The sequence below is a fragment of the Candidatus Njordibacter sp. Uisw_056 genome, assembly GCF_047730085.1.
GTDB lineage: Bacteria > Pseudomonadota > Gammaproteobacteria > Pseudomonadales > Balneatricaceae > Njordibacter.
On sequence record NZ_CP159830.1, the window covers coordinates 1,774,364 to 1,791,941 of the forward strand.

General features: G+C 42.5%; 18 protein-coding genes. 10 read left to right on the forward strand and 8 right to left on the reverse strand.

The genetic code is table 11. The features are described 5' to 3' along the window. The first annotated feature begins 3 nt into the window (after positions 1-3). Positions 4-783: an L-iditol 2-dehydrogenase gene (locus ABXT60_RS08600; protein WP_443629734.1), complete on the forward strand. Its 780-nt coding sequence runs from the start codon at positions 4-6 to the stop codon at positions 781-783. A 324-nt stretch (positions 784-1,107) separates the two neighbouring features. After that, a complete protein-coding gene (locus ABXT60_RS08605) occupies positions 1,108-1,749 on the forward strand; it encodes an ureidoglycolate lyase (RefSeq protein WP_443629735.1) in 642 nt (213 codons plus the stop codon). 53 nt (positions 1,750-1,802) lie between these two features. On the opposite strand, the gene ABXT60_RS08610 is transcribed toward ABXT60_RS08605, so the two are convergent. Further along, positions 1,803-2,171: a glutaredoxin family protein gene (locus ABXT60_RS08610; RefSeq protein ID WP_443629736.1), complete on the reverse strand. Its 369-nt coding sequence runs from the start codon at positions 2,169-2,171 to the stop codon at positions 1,803-1,805. Between the two features lie 439 nt (positions 2,172-2,610). Here ABXT60_RS08610 and ABXT60_RS08615 point away from each other — a divergent pair, with 439 nt between their 5' ends. The 4 genes from ABXT60_RS08615 (at position 2,611) to ABXT60_RS08630 (ending at position 6,719) form a co-directional block, all read left to right on the forward strand. Beyond that, positions 2,611-3,591: a quinone oxidoreductase family protein gene (locus ABXT60_RS08615; RefSeq protein WP_443629737.1), complete on the forward strand. Its 981-nt coding sequence runs from the start codon at positions 2,611-2,613 to the stop codon at positions 3,589-3,591. Between the two features lie 675 nt (positions 3,592-4,266). Beyond that, positions 4,267-4,542 (forward strand): HU family DNA-binding protein, encoded by a 276-nt coding sequence (locus ABXT60_RS08620; RefSeq protein WP_443629738.1) that lies wholly within the window; start codon positions 4,267-4,269, stop codon positions 4,540-4,542. 597 nt (positions 4,543-5,139) lie between these two features. After that, complete coding sequence (locus ABXT60_RS08625; protein ID WP_443629739.1) at positions 5,140-5,751, forward strand: alpha-ketoglutarate-dependent dioxygenase AlkB family protein; 612 nt, start codon at positions 5,140-5,142, stop codon at positions 5,749-5,751. 209 nt (positions 5,752-5,960) lie between these two features. Beyond that, complete coding sequence (locus tag ABXT60_RS08630) at positions 5,961-6,719, forward strand: SDR family NAD(P)-dependent oxidoreductase (protein ID WP_443629740.1); 759 nt, start codon at positions 5,961-5,963, stop codon at positions 6,717-6,719. A gap of 86 nt (positions 6,720-6,805) precedes the next feature. Here the strand turns inward: ABXT60_RS08630 and ABXT60_RS08635 are convergent, their stop codons facing one another. Then, positions 6,806-7,270 carry a hypothetical protein gene (locus ABXT60_RS08635; protein ID WP_443629741.1) on the reverse strand — a complete coding sequence of 155 codons (465 nt, stop codon included), beginning with the start codon at positions 7,268-7,270 and terminating at the stop codon, positions 6,806-6,808. Between the two features lie 174 nt (positions 7,271-7,444). Here ABXT60_RS08635 and ABXT60_RS08640 point away from each other — a divergent pair, with 174 nt between their 5' ends. The 4 genes from ABXT60_RS08640 to ABXT60_RS08655 all read left to right on the forward strand — a co-directional run bounded on the left by ABXT60_RS08640 (position 7,445) and on the right by ABXT60_RS08655 (position 12,516). After that, a complete protein-coding gene (locus ABXT60_RS08640; protein ID WP_443629742.1) occupies positions 7,445-8,737 on the forward strand; it encodes an imelysin family protein in 1,293 nt (430 codons plus the stop codon). Positions 8,738-8,813: 76 nt separating this feature from the next. Next, on the forward strand, positions 8,814-10,286 hold the full coding sequence (locus ABXT60_RS08645) for a di-heme oxidoreductase family protein (RefSeq protein ID WP_443629743.1): 1,473 nt from the start codon (positions 8,814-8,816) through the stop codon (positions 10,284-10,286). Next, entirely contained in the window at positions 10,286-11,377 is a 1,092-nt protein-coding gene (locus ABXT60_RS08650; RefSeq protein WP_443629744.1) for an imelysin family protein, read from the forward strand. Before ABXT60_RS08645 ends, ABXT60_RS08650 begins: the two co-directional genes overlap by 1 nt. Further along, positions 11,377-12,516, forward strand: a complete 1,140-nt coding sequence (locus tag ABXT60_RS08655; RefSeq protein WP_443629745.1) for a DUF1513 domain-containing protein — start codon at positions 11,377-11,379, stop codon at positions 12,514-12,516. Before ABXT60_RS08650 ends, ABXT60_RS08655 begins: the two co-directional genes overlap by 1 nt. 54 nt (positions 12,517-12,570) lie before the next feature. On the opposite strand, the gene ABXT60_RS08660 is transcribed toward ABXT60_RS08655, so the two are convergent. The 6 genes from ABXT60_RS08660 to ABXT60_RS08685 all read right to left on the reverse strand — a co-directional run bounded on the left by ABXT60_RS08660 (position 12,571) and on the right by ABXT60_RS08685 (position 17,437). Continuing rightward, a complete protein-coding gene (locus ABXT60_RS08660; protein ID WP_443629746.1) occupies positions 12,571-13,149 on the reverse strand; it encodes a DUF3299 domain-containing protein in 579 nt (192 codons plus the stop codon). An 11-nt stretch (positions 13,150-13,160) separates the two neighbouring features. Continuing rightward, positions 13,161-14,411: an ABC transporter permease gene (locus ABXT60_RS08665; protein WP_443629747.1), complete on the reverse strand. Its 1,251-nt coding sequence runs from the start codon at positions 14,409-14,411 to the stop codon at positions 13,161-13,163. Continuing rightward, entirely contained in the window at positions 14,408-15,133 is a 726-nt protein-coding gene (locus tag ABXT60_RS08670) for an ABC transporter ATP-binding protein (RefSeq protein ID WP_443629748.1), read from the reverse strand. Before ABXT60_RS08670 ends, ABXT60_RS08665 begins: the two co-directional genes overlap by 4 nt. After that, positions 15,133-15,810, reverse strand: coding sequence for a ZrgA family zinc uptake protein (locus ABXT60_RS08675; RefSeq protein ID WP_443629749.1), 678 nt, complete (start codon positions 15,808-15,810; stop codon positions 15,133-15,135). Before ABXT60_RS08675 ends, ABXT60_RS08670 begins: the two co-directional genes overlap by 1 nt. Positions 15,811-15,905: 95 nt before the next feature. Continuing rightward, positions 15,906-16,712 (reverse strand): metal ABC transporter permease, encoded by an 807-nt coding sequence (locus tag ABXT60_RS08680; RefSeq protein WP_443629750.1) that lies wholly within the window; start codon positions 16,710-16,712, stop codon positions 15,906-15,908. Then, positions 16,712-17,437 (reverse strand): metal ABC transporter ATP-binding protein, encoded by a 726-nt coding sequence (locus ABXT60_RS08685; protein ID WP_443629751.1) that lies wholly within the window; start codon positions 17,435-17,437, stop codon positions 16,712-16,714. The genes ABXT60_RS08680 and ABXT60_RS08685 overlap by 1 nt, the downstream gene beginning before the upstream one ends. Between the last annotated feature and the right edge of the window lie 141 nt (positions 17,438-17,578).

Sequence of the window (17,578 nt, forward strand, 5' to 3'; positions counted from 1 at the left end):
TAAATGCCTAGAAAACGATTGGAAGGCAGAGTGGCACTTATTACAGGCGCAGCCAGGGGTATTGGTAAAGCATTTGCTCAGCGCTACCTGGCTGAAGGTGCAAAAGTTATTATTGCAGATATTGATTTTGACAGTGCCACCAATACCGCATCGGTATTGGGTGAAGATTGTATTGCACTGTCCCTAGATGTGACTGATCAAATAAGTATTAATCGCTGTATTAGCGATTCAGTTTCACAGATGGGCAGAATTGATATATTAATTAATAATGCTGCATTATTTACAGCATCACCCTTTGTGGACATAACCCGAATTGATTATGAGAGGGTATTTTCTGTTAACTTGGCAGGCACTATGTTCATGATGCAAGCTGCAGCTAAGCACATGATCGAACGTGGTCAAGGTGGCAAAATTATCAACATGGCAAGTCAAGCGGGTCGCCGCGGTGAAGCCCTAGTGGCAGTATATTGTGCGACTAAAGCAGCTATTATTAGCCTCACACAGTCGGCAGGCTTAGACCTGATAAAACATGGTATTAATGTTAACGCCATTTCCCCTGGCGTCGTAGATGGAGAACATTGGGACGATGTAGACGCTTTCTTTGCAAACTATGAAGGTTTACAGCTAGGAGAGAAGAAAACACAAGTGGGTGATGGCGTGCCCTACGGTCGCATGGGTATTGCTGAAGACCTTACAGGAATGGCTGTATTTTTAGCAACCCCTGACGCAGATTATATTGTAGCTCAAACTTACAATGTTGATGGTGGCCAGTGGATGAGCTAAATGTTGGTCAAAGCAACATTTAGCTCATCACTCCCCAAAAATGATATTTATCTTATGAAAGAGTTTAAGCAGCCTTATTTGTGTCCGCTGGCAATTAATGCATTCTGTAATAATGTCATCGCCCCAAGCTCTGCCGCTAAATGAATGAGACTGTATCAATCACCTTTTGTTTATGGTGTGATGTATATTGCAGTGCAGGGGCTCTAATGGTCAAGTAAGTCTGGCCCATATGATTGAAATGCAAAATAGCACACTTTAACCTCTGTTTTATTAAGCAGTTGATAAACGAGTACACGACTGGAACAAGAGGTTAAAATAAAGCTTATGTCCCGTGTTCAAACGTTAGAAATTCCTCTTATTGAAGCAACAAATGAGTCCTTAGAGGGGTACGGTTATTTAGTCGATTGCTATGAAAATAGTGACATTGAAATAGTGACTTGGCCTAAACAAGGTTGGCGCGAAATTGATCAAGGCACAGGCAATGAAGGCGGTGCTACAGAGGGATCTTTTAATACCTGGTGGGATGGCTCAACGCTGCATGGTGAGAATAACGCGGTACAACATAACAACTGCGAATATGAGGAAGATGGCAAGTATGTGTTAGCTTACTCGTCGCACCCAGATAAACTTGTGGTAAATAATAATTATGTGCCCGCAAAAAAAATGTACCTTTGGCATGTTAACTACCACCCAGATGGAGGGCAATTATTTTTTCCAACACAACCGGGTGTATTTATATCACCCCTGGCGCTGCCTGGTGATGATATTAAACCTGAAGACTTTAAGGCATTTTATTTTAATGGTACCAAAGGCTTGTATATTCACCCCAATGTTTGGCATGAAGGGGTGTTTCCAGTTGCAGAAAAAAGCTCTTTTATGGGGCGCCAAGGTAAAGTGCACGCCCGCGTAAGTATTGACTTAAAAAAAGAATTTAATAAATACCTTTGTTTTAGAACAAACATTTAAAAACCATTATTCCACTTATCGAAGTAGCTGTAATGGCGAGTGATTGCACACGCTTAAGCCAAGTTAAACTGGTTCTTAAGGTACGCAATAATATCATTAGACTCGTACAGCCATTGCACAGAATTATCTGGCTTTTCAATTCTCAGGCAAGGTACTTTGTGCCGTCCACCCTCGCGCACCAATTCCGCTTTAAGTTCAGCATCATTTTTGGCATCACGCAGCTCAATATGCAGTGCGTGGCGCTTTAATTCACGCCGAACTTTGACACAAAAAGGACAGGTTTTAAACTGATACATCGACATGGAAGCAGTAACATCATCAATGGCTCTTTGTTCTTCGGCCTCTCTAACAACAGCTTTTGGTGAGGTGAGAAAATCTAGAATCAAAATAATTTGTCCCAAGACCCATCGAATAACTTTCATTAGCTAGCACCACCATAATTGGTAAATTGTTATACGCGTCACTGTGCAAGCATAAGCTATGCCATTTTTATGGCTTTTAAGCATGCTGTGATCAACAGAAGTTGCAGATGACCCTCCATCATTGATGAGCGAATCAAAACTGGGCTATAGCTTACAGGGTTTAATTCAAATCGGCCCCCTTTATTTGTGATGATAAGCCTATAAATTGTACAATTTATGGATTACCCCAATACCTGCCATTAAGTTAAGGAAAACGCAATAAAATGATGCAGACTTCCCCACAAACTCAGATTATAATAATGCAAGATCTGCGTTCAGTTTGTGGCCGTTACTCATCGGTTAGAATTGTTCGTAACACAATAACTTTAGTTATTTTCTAGGTTCATTAATTCAACACAGAATTTAAAATCTGTTGTTATTTATAAATAAAGGCACCGCAATGACACAAGCTCAAATCGTTACATTTAGTAAAGCAGGCGGCCCAGAGGTCATGACGCTGTCTGAACAAACCATTACAGCACCTAAGGCTGGTCAGGTAAGCATTAAGCAAGAAGCCATTGGCGTAAATTACATCGATATTTATAAGCGAAGTGGCGTTTACCCCACAGAATTTCCAGCTGGTTTAGGGTTTGATGCAGCAGGCGTTGTTACTGCTCTAGGTGATGGGGTTCAGCACTTAAAACTAGGCGAACGGGTTGCTTATGCAGCCCCTTCACAAGAATCTTATGCCAGCTATCGAACTTTAAATGCAGCGCAAGTCTGCCCCTTACCTGACAACATTTCCTTTGAACAAGCCGCGGCAATAATGCTTAAAGGCATGACGACGCAGTATCTGTTTGAGCAAACAACACCCCTTAAAGAAGGCGATACAGTATTGTTTCATGCCGCTGCGGGGGGCGTTGGCCTGATAGCCTGCCAATGGGCTGCAGCTAAAGGACTTATCCTTATCGGCACCGCTGGTTCGGACGAAAAATGTGCGCTAGCATTGGCTAATGGTGCATCACATTGCATCAATTACTCGACAGCAGATTTTACCAAGAAAGTACTCGAGTTAACCCATGGTAAAGGTGTAGATGTGGTAATGGATTCGGTGGGTGCATCTACTTTTGAGGGATCTTTAAACTCACTTAAACCATTCGGCATGATGATTACCTTTGGTAACGCGTCAGGAAAAGTGCCACCATTTGATGTAGGCATGCTTGCTGCAAAGGGCTCTTTAAAGTTAACAAGGCCCACAGTGGCAACCTACGTTGCAGACTTTGAAATGTGCCAAAAAATGGCTAAAAACCTATTTGACATGGTTAGTTCTGGAAAAATTAAAGTTAATATAGGTAATCGCTACCCTATGGCTGATGCAGCTCAAGCCCATATCGATTTGGCAAGCCGGATTACCACAGGATCTAGCATTTTGATCCCATAGGTTTTGGCAAATAGTGCTGCCTTGAATAGTTAATTCTGCCTTAGGTCATGTCATATTATAATACTGACTAAGGCTTAAGTGGATAGCCGGAGCTGTGTCTAATCGACTGAAGCTCCAAAACATACCCCGTCCTGGCTGCGCAGGCAGCCAACAAACTAACTTAGATCTAGTGGTCAACTGCCACTGGCACATTACCAAAGTTTACCGACTACTTAACCCACATCTTTGCATGTGACCTAATCTTTGAACTATTCGCACTATTAATATTAAATACTAATTGAGAATCATTTGTATTCTCATTCGTATTGATGTATTATTCGGTTATAGGGAGGTTGTTAATAAATCTAAAGCCACCGTAATGTAAAAACACATTACGATATCTGGATTATTAACCCGCTAATTCTGTTAGCCCTCACTATAAAAATGATTAAAAAAGTTTTCAAGCGATCCCTAAACGCGCCCTCTCAAAAGTTTAGGGATCCCTTGAGAGCTTTTGGGGACTAAAGCATGCGTACCTTTTTACTTTGTAAAAAGCGACGCGTTATCTGCTAAACATAATACAACTCGGTTTTTACCCAACAAAAGCATCCATTTGAAAGATTGGCTTAGCACAGCATTACATATCAATATTTGCTGGGTAAGTTATTAAGTAGTTTAAAAAACAGGGGATTTATAGTGAATAAAAGTGAACTAATTCAGGCTATTGCGGTGGAGACTGATGTTCCAAAGGCTGCTGCAAAGCGTATACTGAATGCAATCACAAGAGCCATTAATACGTCGCTCATCAACGGTGAACCTGTTTCCTTAATTGGCTTTGGCACCTTCTCTGTCAAGTCGAGATCGGCTCGCTCCGGTCGTAACCCAAAGACGGGTACTAGCATTGAAATTGCATCTGCCAATCGCATTCACTTTAAACCAGGAAAAACATTAAAAACCGAAATTAACAGTTAGTAAGGCGCAGGTTCTAGGTGCTAAAAATATAATGTACTGCCAGAATTTTAATAAGCAAGCATGCCTGTAAGCCAAAATTTTTAGTACCGGAGCCCTTCCCTATCAAGTCTTTAAATCTTTTATTGGATGAGTCATCATCAATCATCAATCACCATGGCATTCCACCATTAGTTTTCGATAAGGTTGTCGTTTGAAATCTTTGTAGCCTAAGACATTAAGCTGGGCACGCCACACCACATTTGCAAAACCATCTCCTTTTATCCTTGGAAACTATTTAAAAGCTAATTTCCCCACAGTGCCATTATGTATAATTCCAACGCACTCCAAACCATGACATAGTAGTGATTCAATAAGATGTTAACCCATCTGTTGGGCACACGATAGCTTATTAGTTAGGGCAGCCTTAATGCAATAGCGGGCACTAATCAACTAATGAAATACATTGGTAGCCAAAGGCACGCTATGTTTTGTGAATTTATCGCAAGCCTAGTGGTATAATTGTGGACATAAATCAAGAACTAGACACCATTTAACTCACGTTAGATTTTTATTGGCTGGTATTAGTTTAAAAATAATCTGCACATAGAGCCTTTTAATATGGACCTGTTTTCGCAATTATTAGACCCCCCTATTAATATACTGCCCCAGGATGGAGAGGCCAATTATCACGGTGTTGTGCTGAGCGCCAATGATGCAGATTATTTTTTTAGTTGTTTGCTCAGCACTATTGAATGGAAAAATGATGAGGCTATTATCCTTGATAAAAAGGTAATGACTAAACGCAAGGTGGCTTGGTACGCGAGCCAATCATTCAACTATACCTATTCAAAAATAACCCGGCCTGCATTGCCATGGACCCTCGAGCTGCTTGATTTAAAGCATAGAGTAGAATCTATTAGCGGAGAAAAATTCAACTCTTGCTTGCTCAACCTATACCATACGGGCGATGAAGGCATGTCTTGGCATAGCGATAGTGAACAACAGCTAAAGCCACACGGTGCAATTGCCTCTATAAGTTTGGGTGCAGAACGCCAATTTGTCTTTAAACATAAAAAAACCCAACAAACCCATGGTTCAGTTTTACAACATGGAAGCTTGCTTGTAATGAAGGGAACAACTCAAACCCACTGGGTGCATCGATTACCACCCACTAAAAAGGTACATTCTCCAAGAATAAATTTAACCTTTAGAACCATTATTGAACAATGATATAGCAGCTTTGTAGCTGAACTTCAGCCCAAAAGTTAGCTACATGTAATGGTATATAGACGGATAACTATCCATCTATATTTTCTCTTGATCTTTGTAATTAGTTTTAAATCAGTATCTATGGGTACCTTATAGCTTTAGTATTAATCAACTTCGATAAACAACCTATGCAAACGCACACAAAGCCTAGCCCATAGAGGTAAGTTATAGTGACTCAATCAACCTTTGCCACCTACCCAAGCCTTAAGGGTAAAACAGTCTTTATCACCGGTGGTGCCTCAGGTATAGGGGCCGAACTAGTGCGCAGCTTTGCAGCTCAAGGTGCCAAAGTGGGGTTTGTTGATTTAGATGAGGCCAATAGCCACGCATTGGCAAACACATCAGAGGCTATTATCTATGAACTGTGTGATATTAAAGATATCAAAAGCTTACAGAATGCGCTGGCAAAACTAGCACTACGAATTGGGCCAGCTACTATTTTGGTTAACAATGCAGCCAATGATGACCGCCATAGTTGGCAAGAGGTCACTCCGGCCTATTGGGATGAGCGCTTACAAACTAACCTTCGGCATCAGTTTTTTGCAATCCAATCTGTTGCGCCAGGCATGATCGCAGCTGGCGGAGGTTCCATTATTAACATGGGGTCTAACAGTTGGCATGAGACAGGGGGGGGCTTTCCTGCTTATGCAACCTCTAAAGCTGCCGTCCATGGCCTTACCAGAACCATGGCACGAGATTTAGGTGAACATCGTATTCGAGTCAATACTGTGGTTCCAGGTTGGATTATGACTGACCGGCAAAAACAGTTATGGGCTACTCCTGAAACCCTAGAAAAACAGCGACAACGGCAATGTCTGCCAGATTTAATCGAGCCTGTTTACGTGGCTAGAATGGTTATTTTTCTAGCTTCAGATGACGCCAGCATGTGCTCAGCTAATAATTATATGGTTGAAGGCGGCTCTATCTAAAAAATAAAATGCTTCAGTAAAAAATCAGCGCTATCTAAACACAATAGGCATCTTCTTAGCCATTTTCATGGGTGTCACCCCGCACATTAATGCATCACAGCAACTGACTCACGTGTTTTAGGCACTGGGCCGTTAACTTTGGCAGCCATCGTAATATAGGTTTTTAGATCGTCGTACAGCACCACTAGGTATTGATCCATCCATAACGCTTGGCTCGGATGCTGAACTAGCTGCTCTTCTAACCGGTTGATAGCCATCCAAATAACATCTTCGGCTTGGCTTACGTGCTGGAGGTTATTAAAATTTATTGCGAGTAATTGAGCTGATGCTGCTAGCCAGTCACAGGACACCTGGTTGTCTATGTTGCTATGGGAAAGCAATATTTCTGCCGCTTCAAATGCGCAACCCAAATGAGGAATAGCTTCTTGCCACTGCAAATGGTCATTATAAAATTGCCCTGTGTCAAAGCCAATCTGGCAAAATTTAAGGGCTTTTTCTGTATTTGCTCTTAATTCTTGTTTATGGGTTGCACATATAAAGCGTAATTTCATCAGTCGATCATCCTTAACAATATCTTAATAGTAAAAAGCTATTGTCACTTCTCAAAATGCCAATAACGACATAAAGGTAACACCAATCGATATCTTCTTCAACAGTATTGATAATCATTATCATTTGTATTACTATTTGCACTCATATGAAATATCACTAAGGAAATGGTTCTAATGTCTTACTCTTTACTCACCACTTTTGGCGCTGCATTTTTAGCTGCGAGCCTTGCGGGCTGCAATAATGCGAGCGTTAATAGCAACGAAAAAAACATCAGCGAAACTGACGTAATAGATACCTACGCTAACATTGCCCTGGCAACTTTTGAAGATTCATTAACTGAAGCTGAAGTTTTACACACGTCTATTGAAACCCTTATAGCCACACCTACAGAAACCAACCTTAACGCTGCAAAGCTGGCTTGGCTTGCCTCACGTGTTCCCTATCAACAATCTGAAGCCTATCGCTTTGGTAACCCAGTGGTAGATGCATGGGAAGGTAAAGTAAACGCTTGGCCACTGGATGAAGGCTTAATTGATTATGTGGACGTAAGCTACGGCACAGCCTCAGATGACAACGACCTTTACCTTGCTAATGTGATCAATAGTGAAGAAATCAACATTAATGGTAGCATGGTTGATGTCACAAATATTACCCCAGACCTTATTGCCAACACCCTGCATGAAGCTGATGAGGTAGAGTCTAACGTTGCTAGTGGTTACCATGCCATTGAGTTTTTGTTGTGGGGCCAAGATCTTAATGGCACAAACCCAGGAGCAGGGGCTCGCCCAGCAACTGACTATGACGTCAACGATTGTTCAAATGCAAATTGTGATCGCCGTGGAGATTACCTTTTAGCAGCGAGTACACTGCTACAGTCAGACCTGAAAGACATTATTAAAGCCTGGCAAGTAGACGGTGAAGCTAGAACAGATTTGACAAGCGCAGCTAACGCTGAAGCTATTAGTGCCATGGTTATTGGCATGGGTAGCTTATCTTATGGCGAGCTCGCTGGGGAACGCATTAAACTGGGGCTCATGCTAAATGATCCCGAAGAAGAGCACGATTGCTTCTCAGATAATACTCATAACTCACATTACTATGACGCGAAGTCTATTCAAAACGTTTACTTAGGGCAATATACACGCATTGATGGCAGTGTTGTCTCTGGAACAAGCTTGTCAAGTTTAATAGCGACGGCTTCACCCCAGTTAGATGCGCGTATGAAAAGTGCTCTGACCCATACGATGGGCCAAATGCAAGCAATGGTAGACCGTGCTGAGAGTACAGAAAGTTATGATCAAATGATTGGTAGTGGAAACCGTGCTGGTAACCAAGTTGTGCAAAATGTAGTCGATGCATTAACAGCACAAACCTTAGTCATTGAAGAGTTACTTCCTGTTTTATCAATAGACCAACTGGCTTTTGAGGGTTCTGACAGCTTAGACAACCCAAGTGCAGTGCAATAACTTTTAAACTTAGCCTTTTAGTCAAAACCAAAGGACCAACCGGACAGCTACTAGATCGCTGTTCGGTTTTTTTAAGATGAAAAAATCAGCCTTACTATTAACCCTTTTGGGTTTTATGTGCACCTTGATATACCCCCAAGCTTTTGCTTTAGTGCATCCAGCAACACAAGACTTTAGCCAAGCTGAGCCGGGAGAGTCCTTCCCTGGCGGGAGCGCTACTGTTAATAAAAAACGCAACACCCATAGTTTCTCTCATAGTTCAGCTAACTTAGAATTCTCGCGTAAGATGAACTTTAGTTTAGGTAATGCCCTATTTAAAAAGATTTGGGTTGCATCACCATCATCTACTTTGGCAAGTGATGGACTTGGGCCTTTATTCAACGCCCCATCCTGTCAACGTTGCCACATAAAAGATGGTAGAGGTCACCCACCTAAGGCTAATTTCCCCCAAGACAATGCCATTTCTATGCTCATGCGGTTAAGCATACCTCCTCAGACTAAACGCCAGCGTGACGCCCTTGCCAGCGGCCGTGTGGGGGTCATTAGTGAACCCACCTACGGAAGTCAGCTGCAAGATTTAGCCGTTACAGGAAACCTGAGTGAAGGTAAAATTAATATTACTTATGAGGAAAAAATTATTCACTTAAAGGGTGGAGAAGAAGTTAGTCTGCGCCATCCAACCTACACGATAGCTAACCCAAATTATGGCCCACTTCACCCACAAACGATGATGTCTGTAAGAGTGGCGCCACCCATGATTGGCTTGGGATTGCTAGAAGCTATCGCAGCCAGTGACACCCTCAGCCTTGCAGACCCCGAAGACACCAATAATGACGGAATTTCAGGCAAAGCTAATGAAGTGTGGGACTTTGTAAAGCAACGCAGCAGCCTTGGCCGGTTTGGATGGAAAGCAGGCCAACCTAACCTGCCACAGCAAAATGCTGATGCATTCAGTGGCGACTTAGGAATTGCTAGCCCCCTTTTTACAAGCGTAACAGGAGACTGCAGCCAAGCTCAAGTCACCTGTATTGAAGCTCCCCATGGCGGCACACTACAGCACGATAACGTGGAAATTTCTAATGAGGGTATGAAGCTAGTCAATTTTTATACGCGTAATTTAGCCTTACAAAAACGTCAGAAAGTGAATAATCCAAAAGTGTTGGCGGGAAAGGCTTTATTTTATCAAAGTGGTTGTGTGGATTGCCATCAACCAAGCTATACCACTTCAGAAAATGCTGACATAGAGCAAGCTGGACAACGAATATGGCCTTATACAGACCTTTTACTACACAATATGGGCAGAGGTTTAGCAGATCACAGGCCAGAATTTATGGCTACAGGATTTGAGTGGCGCACGCCACCACTATGGGGTATTGGCCTCACCCAAACCGTCAATAAACATAACTTTTTCCTCCATGACGGCAGAGCTAGGGGCCTTCTTGAAGCCATCATTTGGCACGGTGGAGAGGCTCATAAAGCTCAGCAAAAAGTAGTTAATATGACACCTGAAGAAAGGCGTTTATTAGTTGCATTCTTAGAGTCTCTCTAATGGTTAAAAAATGTACTTCTTCACACCTAATACCAATTATTTTTGCTGCCTTAACGTGGTTTATTATCATTCCAAGCCACGCTAACCTACTGGTCAGTAACAACGAAGTGAAGGCATGGGTTGACCAGTATGTGTTGCCAAGTTATAAAAACTTGCACCAAGCCAATCTGCACCTCCAAACACACGCTGGGGGGCTTTGTGACGCAAAATCTTTGCATCAGCTTGACAAAATGCAACCACACTTCAGTAAAGCTCTAGAGGCAATGGCATACAGCCAAGCCATAGATGGTGGGCCTATGCAGGACGAACTAAGAAATTTTCAACTCTACTTTTGGCCTGACCGTAATAACCTAGTAAATAAACAATTAGCCAAATTAATAGATGAATCTAATTTACAAGTGTTACAAGAACTAGGGCTTGAACACGCAAGTGTTGCACTAGCAGGGTATCCTGCGCTAGAGCGATTATTATTTGAACCCTATTACCGACAAACAGTTATTCAAGACCAAGAAAAATTTGGTTGTTACTATATTGTAACTATAACTAATAATTTGGTTCGTATAACAGCCGCCATTAATGAAGATTGGAGCGCTAAATGGCGTGCACAGCTAGTTGGGCCTAGTGTTAGTAACAGCAGATTTAAAAAGCCTGCAGATCAAGTTAGTTTTATATTTAGCAATATTGATGTCTTGCTTACTAAAATTATTACCAAAAAGTTAGCTAAGCCCCTTGCCAGCAAGGTCACTAAGGCTAAGCCAAAACGCCTTGAAAGCTGGCGTAGCAGTAATAGTTTAATAATGCTCAAAGCTAATGCTAGGGGCTTAACAGATAGCCTTAACATCACCCTGAAGCCAGCACTTATTAGGGCTGGGGAAACACCTCATTGGCACCAAATCAGTAATCACCTAAGCCTTATTCAGCAAAAACTTGATCAATTGCCTAGACCCCTAGTAACTCACCTTAGTGAGCCACAACATTGGCTAGCAGTAAACGCACTGCAAGAACAATTTATCCAGCTGCAAGCCAAGCTTAGGGAACTATATCCCCGCCTTAATGTGCACCTTGGCTTTAACGCCTACGACGGAGACTGATGTCTACAGTAGATCTAACATTACCTACCAGTCGCCGGTACTTTATGCGCCAAGTGGGTATTGGTATGCTGTTTGCCTTAAACTCGTGTGCATCAGCAGCTAAACTCAATAATAGTGGTTATTGGGCAGGCACTGCTAAACAAGGTGGTTTTTATTGGCTCATAATTTTTGATGCACAAGGCCAAGTACAGCGCCAAATTAAACTGCCCAGCCGTGGCCATGGGCTGCAACAAAGTACTCGGGGCCAACTGGTGGTGTGTAGCCGCCGGCCTGGCGTGTGGATGCTATTGTTGCAAAACCCACTGGCTAAGCCTCAATGGTTAGGTGTAACCCTTATCAGCCGCCTGTCTGGGCATTGTTGTTTCAGTAGTAATGGTGAATTACTGTACAGTGCCGAGAATAATGTTCAATTAGCGCAGGGTTGTATTGGTGTGTGGGATGCACACAGTGGCATGCGTCTTCACCAATGGTTGAGCCAAGGCATAGGTCCCCATGAAATTCAACTTAGCCATGATGGCACACATTTATGGGTTGCCAACGGTGGTATTTTAACGCAACCTAAACACGGGCGTGAGAAACTTAACCTAGCCACTATGGCACCTAATATAAGCTACTTGCGCCTTAGTGATGGCACCCTAACCCAACAATATAGCATTGATGAGTCACAACTAAGTTTGAGGCATATTGCTGTTAATTGGCGTAACCAAGTGGCCGTAGCCTGTCAGTATCAGGGCCCAGCACATGTGCGAAAGACTCTTTTATTACTCATCAGTGGTGGGCATATAAATTATCTGTCTTGTGACCCAAAAACAACCATAGGTCTAAATAATTACCTAGGTAGCGTAGCCTTCGACATTAGCGGTGAGTGGCTTAGTGCTAGCTCACCTAGAGGCCATCGTGTTGTAGTTTGGCGTTTAGTTCAAGGCGTGGAGCCTATTTATCACCAAAGCCTAGCCATTACTGATGCGTGCGGGCTCAGCGCCAGTAATGGGCTGGGTGGGTTTATCATCAGCACAGGTACAGGGCAAATTTATCACTATGCAGCGATAACAAAAACACTGTCCGCTATAGAAACTGGTGATCATTCCGCCAATGATTTTTCATGGGACAACCATCTTTTACCAAAGCAGTTGTGTTAAATAAACGTTTCACGAAATTTATACTCGCCGCAGTTAACTGGGCGAACAGGTAGGTTACCATTGCTCTATGTAGGGCTCAATTGACTCAACATCTATAGAGTAACCCGATTGCACTGCTAAACCATTAGCAACACCAGATTCGGTAAGTTCACTTTGCAAACGGCTTATATTAAGCGTGCCTGTAATCCAGACAGGCAAGTAAATACTCTCAAGCTTAGTGCCTGTTTCCAGCTTTGCGAAAATGATTTGGTTAGCTGGCGGCGGTGGCGTATGAGTGCATGCCCCAAAGTAAGGTACCAGTAGAAACTCCTTAAGCAGCGTGCTACTAAATTCAAGCGGCAGCACAAAGCCAGGTATTTTTACCCGCTTACCCTCAAAAGCGTCTACTACCGGGGCTGCATCAAACATGGCTTGCACCGTTTGTTCAAGGACCAATAACTCACTGTCTGACAGCGCGTAGTATTGCTCATCAGTCATGTCTTCAAATACTTGGTTTGGGTTCCAGTCTTGGGGAATTAAACTTTCCCAATCAATTTCATTGGCATCAGCTGCAAAAGCACTACTGGCGCTAAAAAAGGAGAACAGCAAGATCAATAACAAAGGACGATAGGCGTCATTCATATTTTTCATCATATTCCTCTGCGTTAGGAGCGGATAGACATGCCATCTGCTAAAGAGTTTTTGTAAGCACGGTACGCCGGCACTAAGCCAACAATGAAGCTGGTTGCAAGTAACATAGAAACCATACCCAGCTCTCTAATATTTGGGGCAGTTATAGGAATAAACAAGCCGTAGTTTTTTTCTATTATGGGCTGAGCTAGCCAAATACTGGAATATAACAACATTAACCCCAAGAGAATACCAGCGAGCGTCAAAAATACGGTTTCTGTTACTAATAAGCCCATAATGTGCCAGTGACTGGCCCCTACCGAACGTAAAATGGCTACTTCGCGTCTACGCTCATTAAGCCCTGCTAATGAGACAGCAAGCATTCCTGTGAGTGAAGCTAGAACAACAAATAAAGAGATGATTAGTAGCGCTTTCTCTGCCACCGACATTAAACTCCAAAGCTCGAGAAGTGCAATTCCAGGGAAAATAGCTAGTAGCGGTTCAGAGGAGTATTCGTTGATATAGCGCTGCATTTTGAATGAGACTATTTTACTATCCAAGCCTACTAAAAAAGCGGTAATAGATTCTGGCTGTAAGTTAGATTCTGTAAGGGCTTTGCTCACCTTACGTTTTTTCACAGCGCCCTGCCAGTTGACATGCATCGCCTCTATGCCAGCCAAGCTTACATGAACGGTCCTATCTACGGGGGTTCCTGTGTGCTTTAAAATACCACTAATTACAAATGGCTTATCTTTATGTTGCGAAAAACTTGTGCTCCCCGTGCCGTGAGAAATAATTACTTCGTCACCAATGGCATAGTTTAGAGAGTTGGCTACTTCTGCTCCGATAACTGCATCAAATACACCCTCAAACTGTACACCAGAAGAAAACTTAAGTGTTCTCTTTTCACCGTATTGATATACCGAAAAATAATCCCGGCTTGTGCCCATAACTCGAAAGCCGCGGTGTGAATCACCCAGAGATATGGGAATGGTCCATTTAATCCCCTTTTGTTGCGCTATATCCTGGTAACTTTTCCATGAAATGTTATTAGTGGCGTTACCCATGCGAAAAACAGAATAAAGCAATAGTTGAATAGACCCACTGCGAGCCCCAACAATTAAATCTGTACCGGAAATAGTGTTAGCGAAACTACTTTGCGCATTTACCCGAATTTTCTCAACGCCTAGCAAAAGCAGAACACTAACTGCAATCGAAAAAATAGTTAAAATAGCAGTAGAGCGGCGACTTTGCAGGCTCTTTTTCGCTAATAACCTGAGGTTCATAAATCTGGCTCGTTTTGCGGATTGATCACTGACATATCGGCAACTCGATCAAATAAATGTTGATGCGTGGGGTCATGGCTAACATAAATTAATGTTGAACCACTGAGCTTTATTTCATCAAATAAAAGTGCCATAAATGCTTCTCGTGCATCATAGTCCAGCGATGAAGTCGGTTCGTCTGCAATAATTAGTTGAGGCTGGCCAATAAGCGCACGAGCTGCTGCAACACGCTGTTGCTGCCCTACACTTAGCTCGCTTGTAGAACGGTGAAAACTAAACTGACCCTCAGAATACAAGCGGCTCAGCAAGTAAACTGCCTCTTCAGTGACACTGCCCGAGCGCTTGATTGCATTCTCACGCCTTAGTTTTGAGAACCGGCACGGTAGCGTCACATTTTCTAATATTGATAAATAAGGAATCAAATTAAACTGCTGAAAGATAAAACCTATGTGGTCTGCTCTAACCCTGTCGCGCTCTAGTTCTTTAAGTTGGCAAAAATCCTGCCCTACAATGTCAACCTGGCCTTTTTGGGGTGTGACAATACCACCGATAATATTGAGAAGTGTCGACTTTCCAGATCCAGAAGCCCCGCGAATAAAAACGTGCTCATGTTCTTCTACGCAGAGGCTACCAGAACTAATAGTGAAGTTTGCTTTGGCATGCCAAGCAAAGTCTACTTCTTTTAGCGCTACTAACGGTGGTTTAGAGACAGCCTCAACCATTAGTTGGCTAATTTAATGAGCGTGTTGTTAACGTTTAATTCTTGTTTAATTTGTCCACCAGAATAAATAACTTGAACATCTAGGTCAGAAATAGCTGGAAAAAACTCAAACAAATTAACATTTATTCCAGTTAAATTATTAAGCTGCTTACATTCTAATTGATACTCTGCAATAAATTCTGCATGTTCCGCTGCAGGGGCTTCTTCATGTTCTTCATGTTCTTCATGTTCTTCATGTTCTTCATGTTCTTCATGTTCTTCTTCATGACCTTCTTCATGACCTTCTTCATGTTCTTCATGACCTTCTTCATGTTCTTCATGACCTTCTTCATGTTCTTCATGACCTTCTTCGTGCTTTGTAACCCAGTTCGCAGTTGCTTGAACTGTTTGGCAAGATACGGCTCCTGCTAGCTGAAAAATAGCATCAAAGTTAGACAAGTTTTTTTTGGCTTGTTTAATTAATAACTGCTGTTGAGCATCTTCAGTTGTGTATTCAAAGCCAACAATATTTACTGCTGGTGATTCAAATCTCATATCAACAGTGTTGCTGTCTATTGCAATATTTAAGCTTGCACTGCCGTGTTCGTGCGCATCTAAACCGATAGCTACAGCATGATAGGATGGCAATGTGAGCATGAGGCTGGTTAAAGCGAAAGTTATGGGTTTGGATGATTTCACGGGTATTCCTTTAGATATGTTATAACATAACCAATGGTAGCATGGAAAATATCCCAAATATACATCACTATGGTTCAAACACCTATAAACGTCGGCTAAATATTAACTGGTTTTGATCGGAAAATGTATTGAACAAAAGCGGAGATACCAAAAAGCAATGCCACAATACAAACGATGGTTGGACCTGTGGGCGTATCCATAACGAAAGATACTTTTAAGCCAGCCAGTGAGCCACCACATCCAATAATAGCTGCAATAATTGCCATTATTTCTGGTGTTCTACTAAAAGGTCGAGCCGCAGCTGCCGGTATAATTAGCATTGCAGCAATGAGTAGAACACCGACTACTTTAATAGCCACAGCCACAACAATCGCTAATGACAAAGTGAGGATTATTTTCTCTCGCTTGGGTGAAATGCCACTTGCACATGCAAGTTCAGCGTTAACCGTTGACATAAGTAGAGCCGACCAACGCCAACCGATCAGCATGAGAACTAGGGCAGCACCACCCCAAATAACACCAAGGTCCATTTTGCCAACAGCAAGAATATCACCAAATAAATAGGCCATAAGGTCTATGCGAACACCTGATAAGAAAGACACTGCAACCAATCCAAAAGCAAGTGAAGAGTGCGACAATACACCGAGAAGCGTATCCATCGCATAACCTCGCTCACTCATAGTAGCAACAGTTATACCCATCAGCAGAGACACTACCAGAACACCCACAAATATTGGGATGTAAAAGGTGAGAGACAAAGCAACACCCAAAATAGCCGCATGTGCCGTAGCATCACCAAAAAAAGCCATACGTCGCCAAACAATAAAGCAGCCAAGCGGTGCAGCTGCAATTGCCACACCAAGGCCAGCTAGGGCGGCACGTAAAATAAAATCGTCAAGCATTAAACAAAGCTCTCTTGTTGTGAGGTTGCAGGGTCATGGTGGCTGTAGTTAGCAAACATTTGATCATCATCAAGGCCAAACAACAGCCTATATTCAGGCGCCACACTAACAATGTCTGGCGCACCTTCGCAGCAAATACTGCGGTTAAGACAAATAACGCGATCTGATGTACGCATAACAGTATGGAGTTCATGGCTTATTAGCATAATGGCGCAATTTAGTTCTTGCCGGACTCTCTCAATTTGTCGGTAAAAGTCTGCCGATCCAGAATGATCAAGCCCTTGTGTAGCCTCATCCAACAACAGCAAATCAGGTTTTTCTATAAGTGCGCGAGCTAGCAGAACACGCTGAAACTGCCCTCCAGATAACGTACTTAACTGCTGCCTCCCAAGATCAGATAATCCCGCATGCTGCAATGCAGCATCTATGTCTTGTTGTTTCTGGCGTTTAGGTAAAGACAAGAACCTATGCACTGTCATTGGCATAGTTTCATCAATATTAAGACGTTGTGGCACATAGCCAATAATTTGTTTGCTAGCAATTTTCACGCTGCCCAAAGTCGGCACCACAGCGCCAATGAGCGTTCTTAAAAGAGTAGATTTTCCAGAGCCATTGGGGCCTACGATAGATAATATCTCTCCTTTGTCTATGTGAATATTAATGTCTTTTAATACCGTGTTGCCTCCAAAGCTCACACCTAGGTTGTTAGTGGTAAGTACTCTCATGCGTTCTCCCGTCGGCATTAGTTTTAAACATACGGGGATATTTAAAAACTGTCTTTTTAATAATAATAATTGAGTCATTTAGTGTAGGTGCACAAATGCGTAGCCTTACCTTTTCGTCCTTTTTAAATCCATGGCCTAATG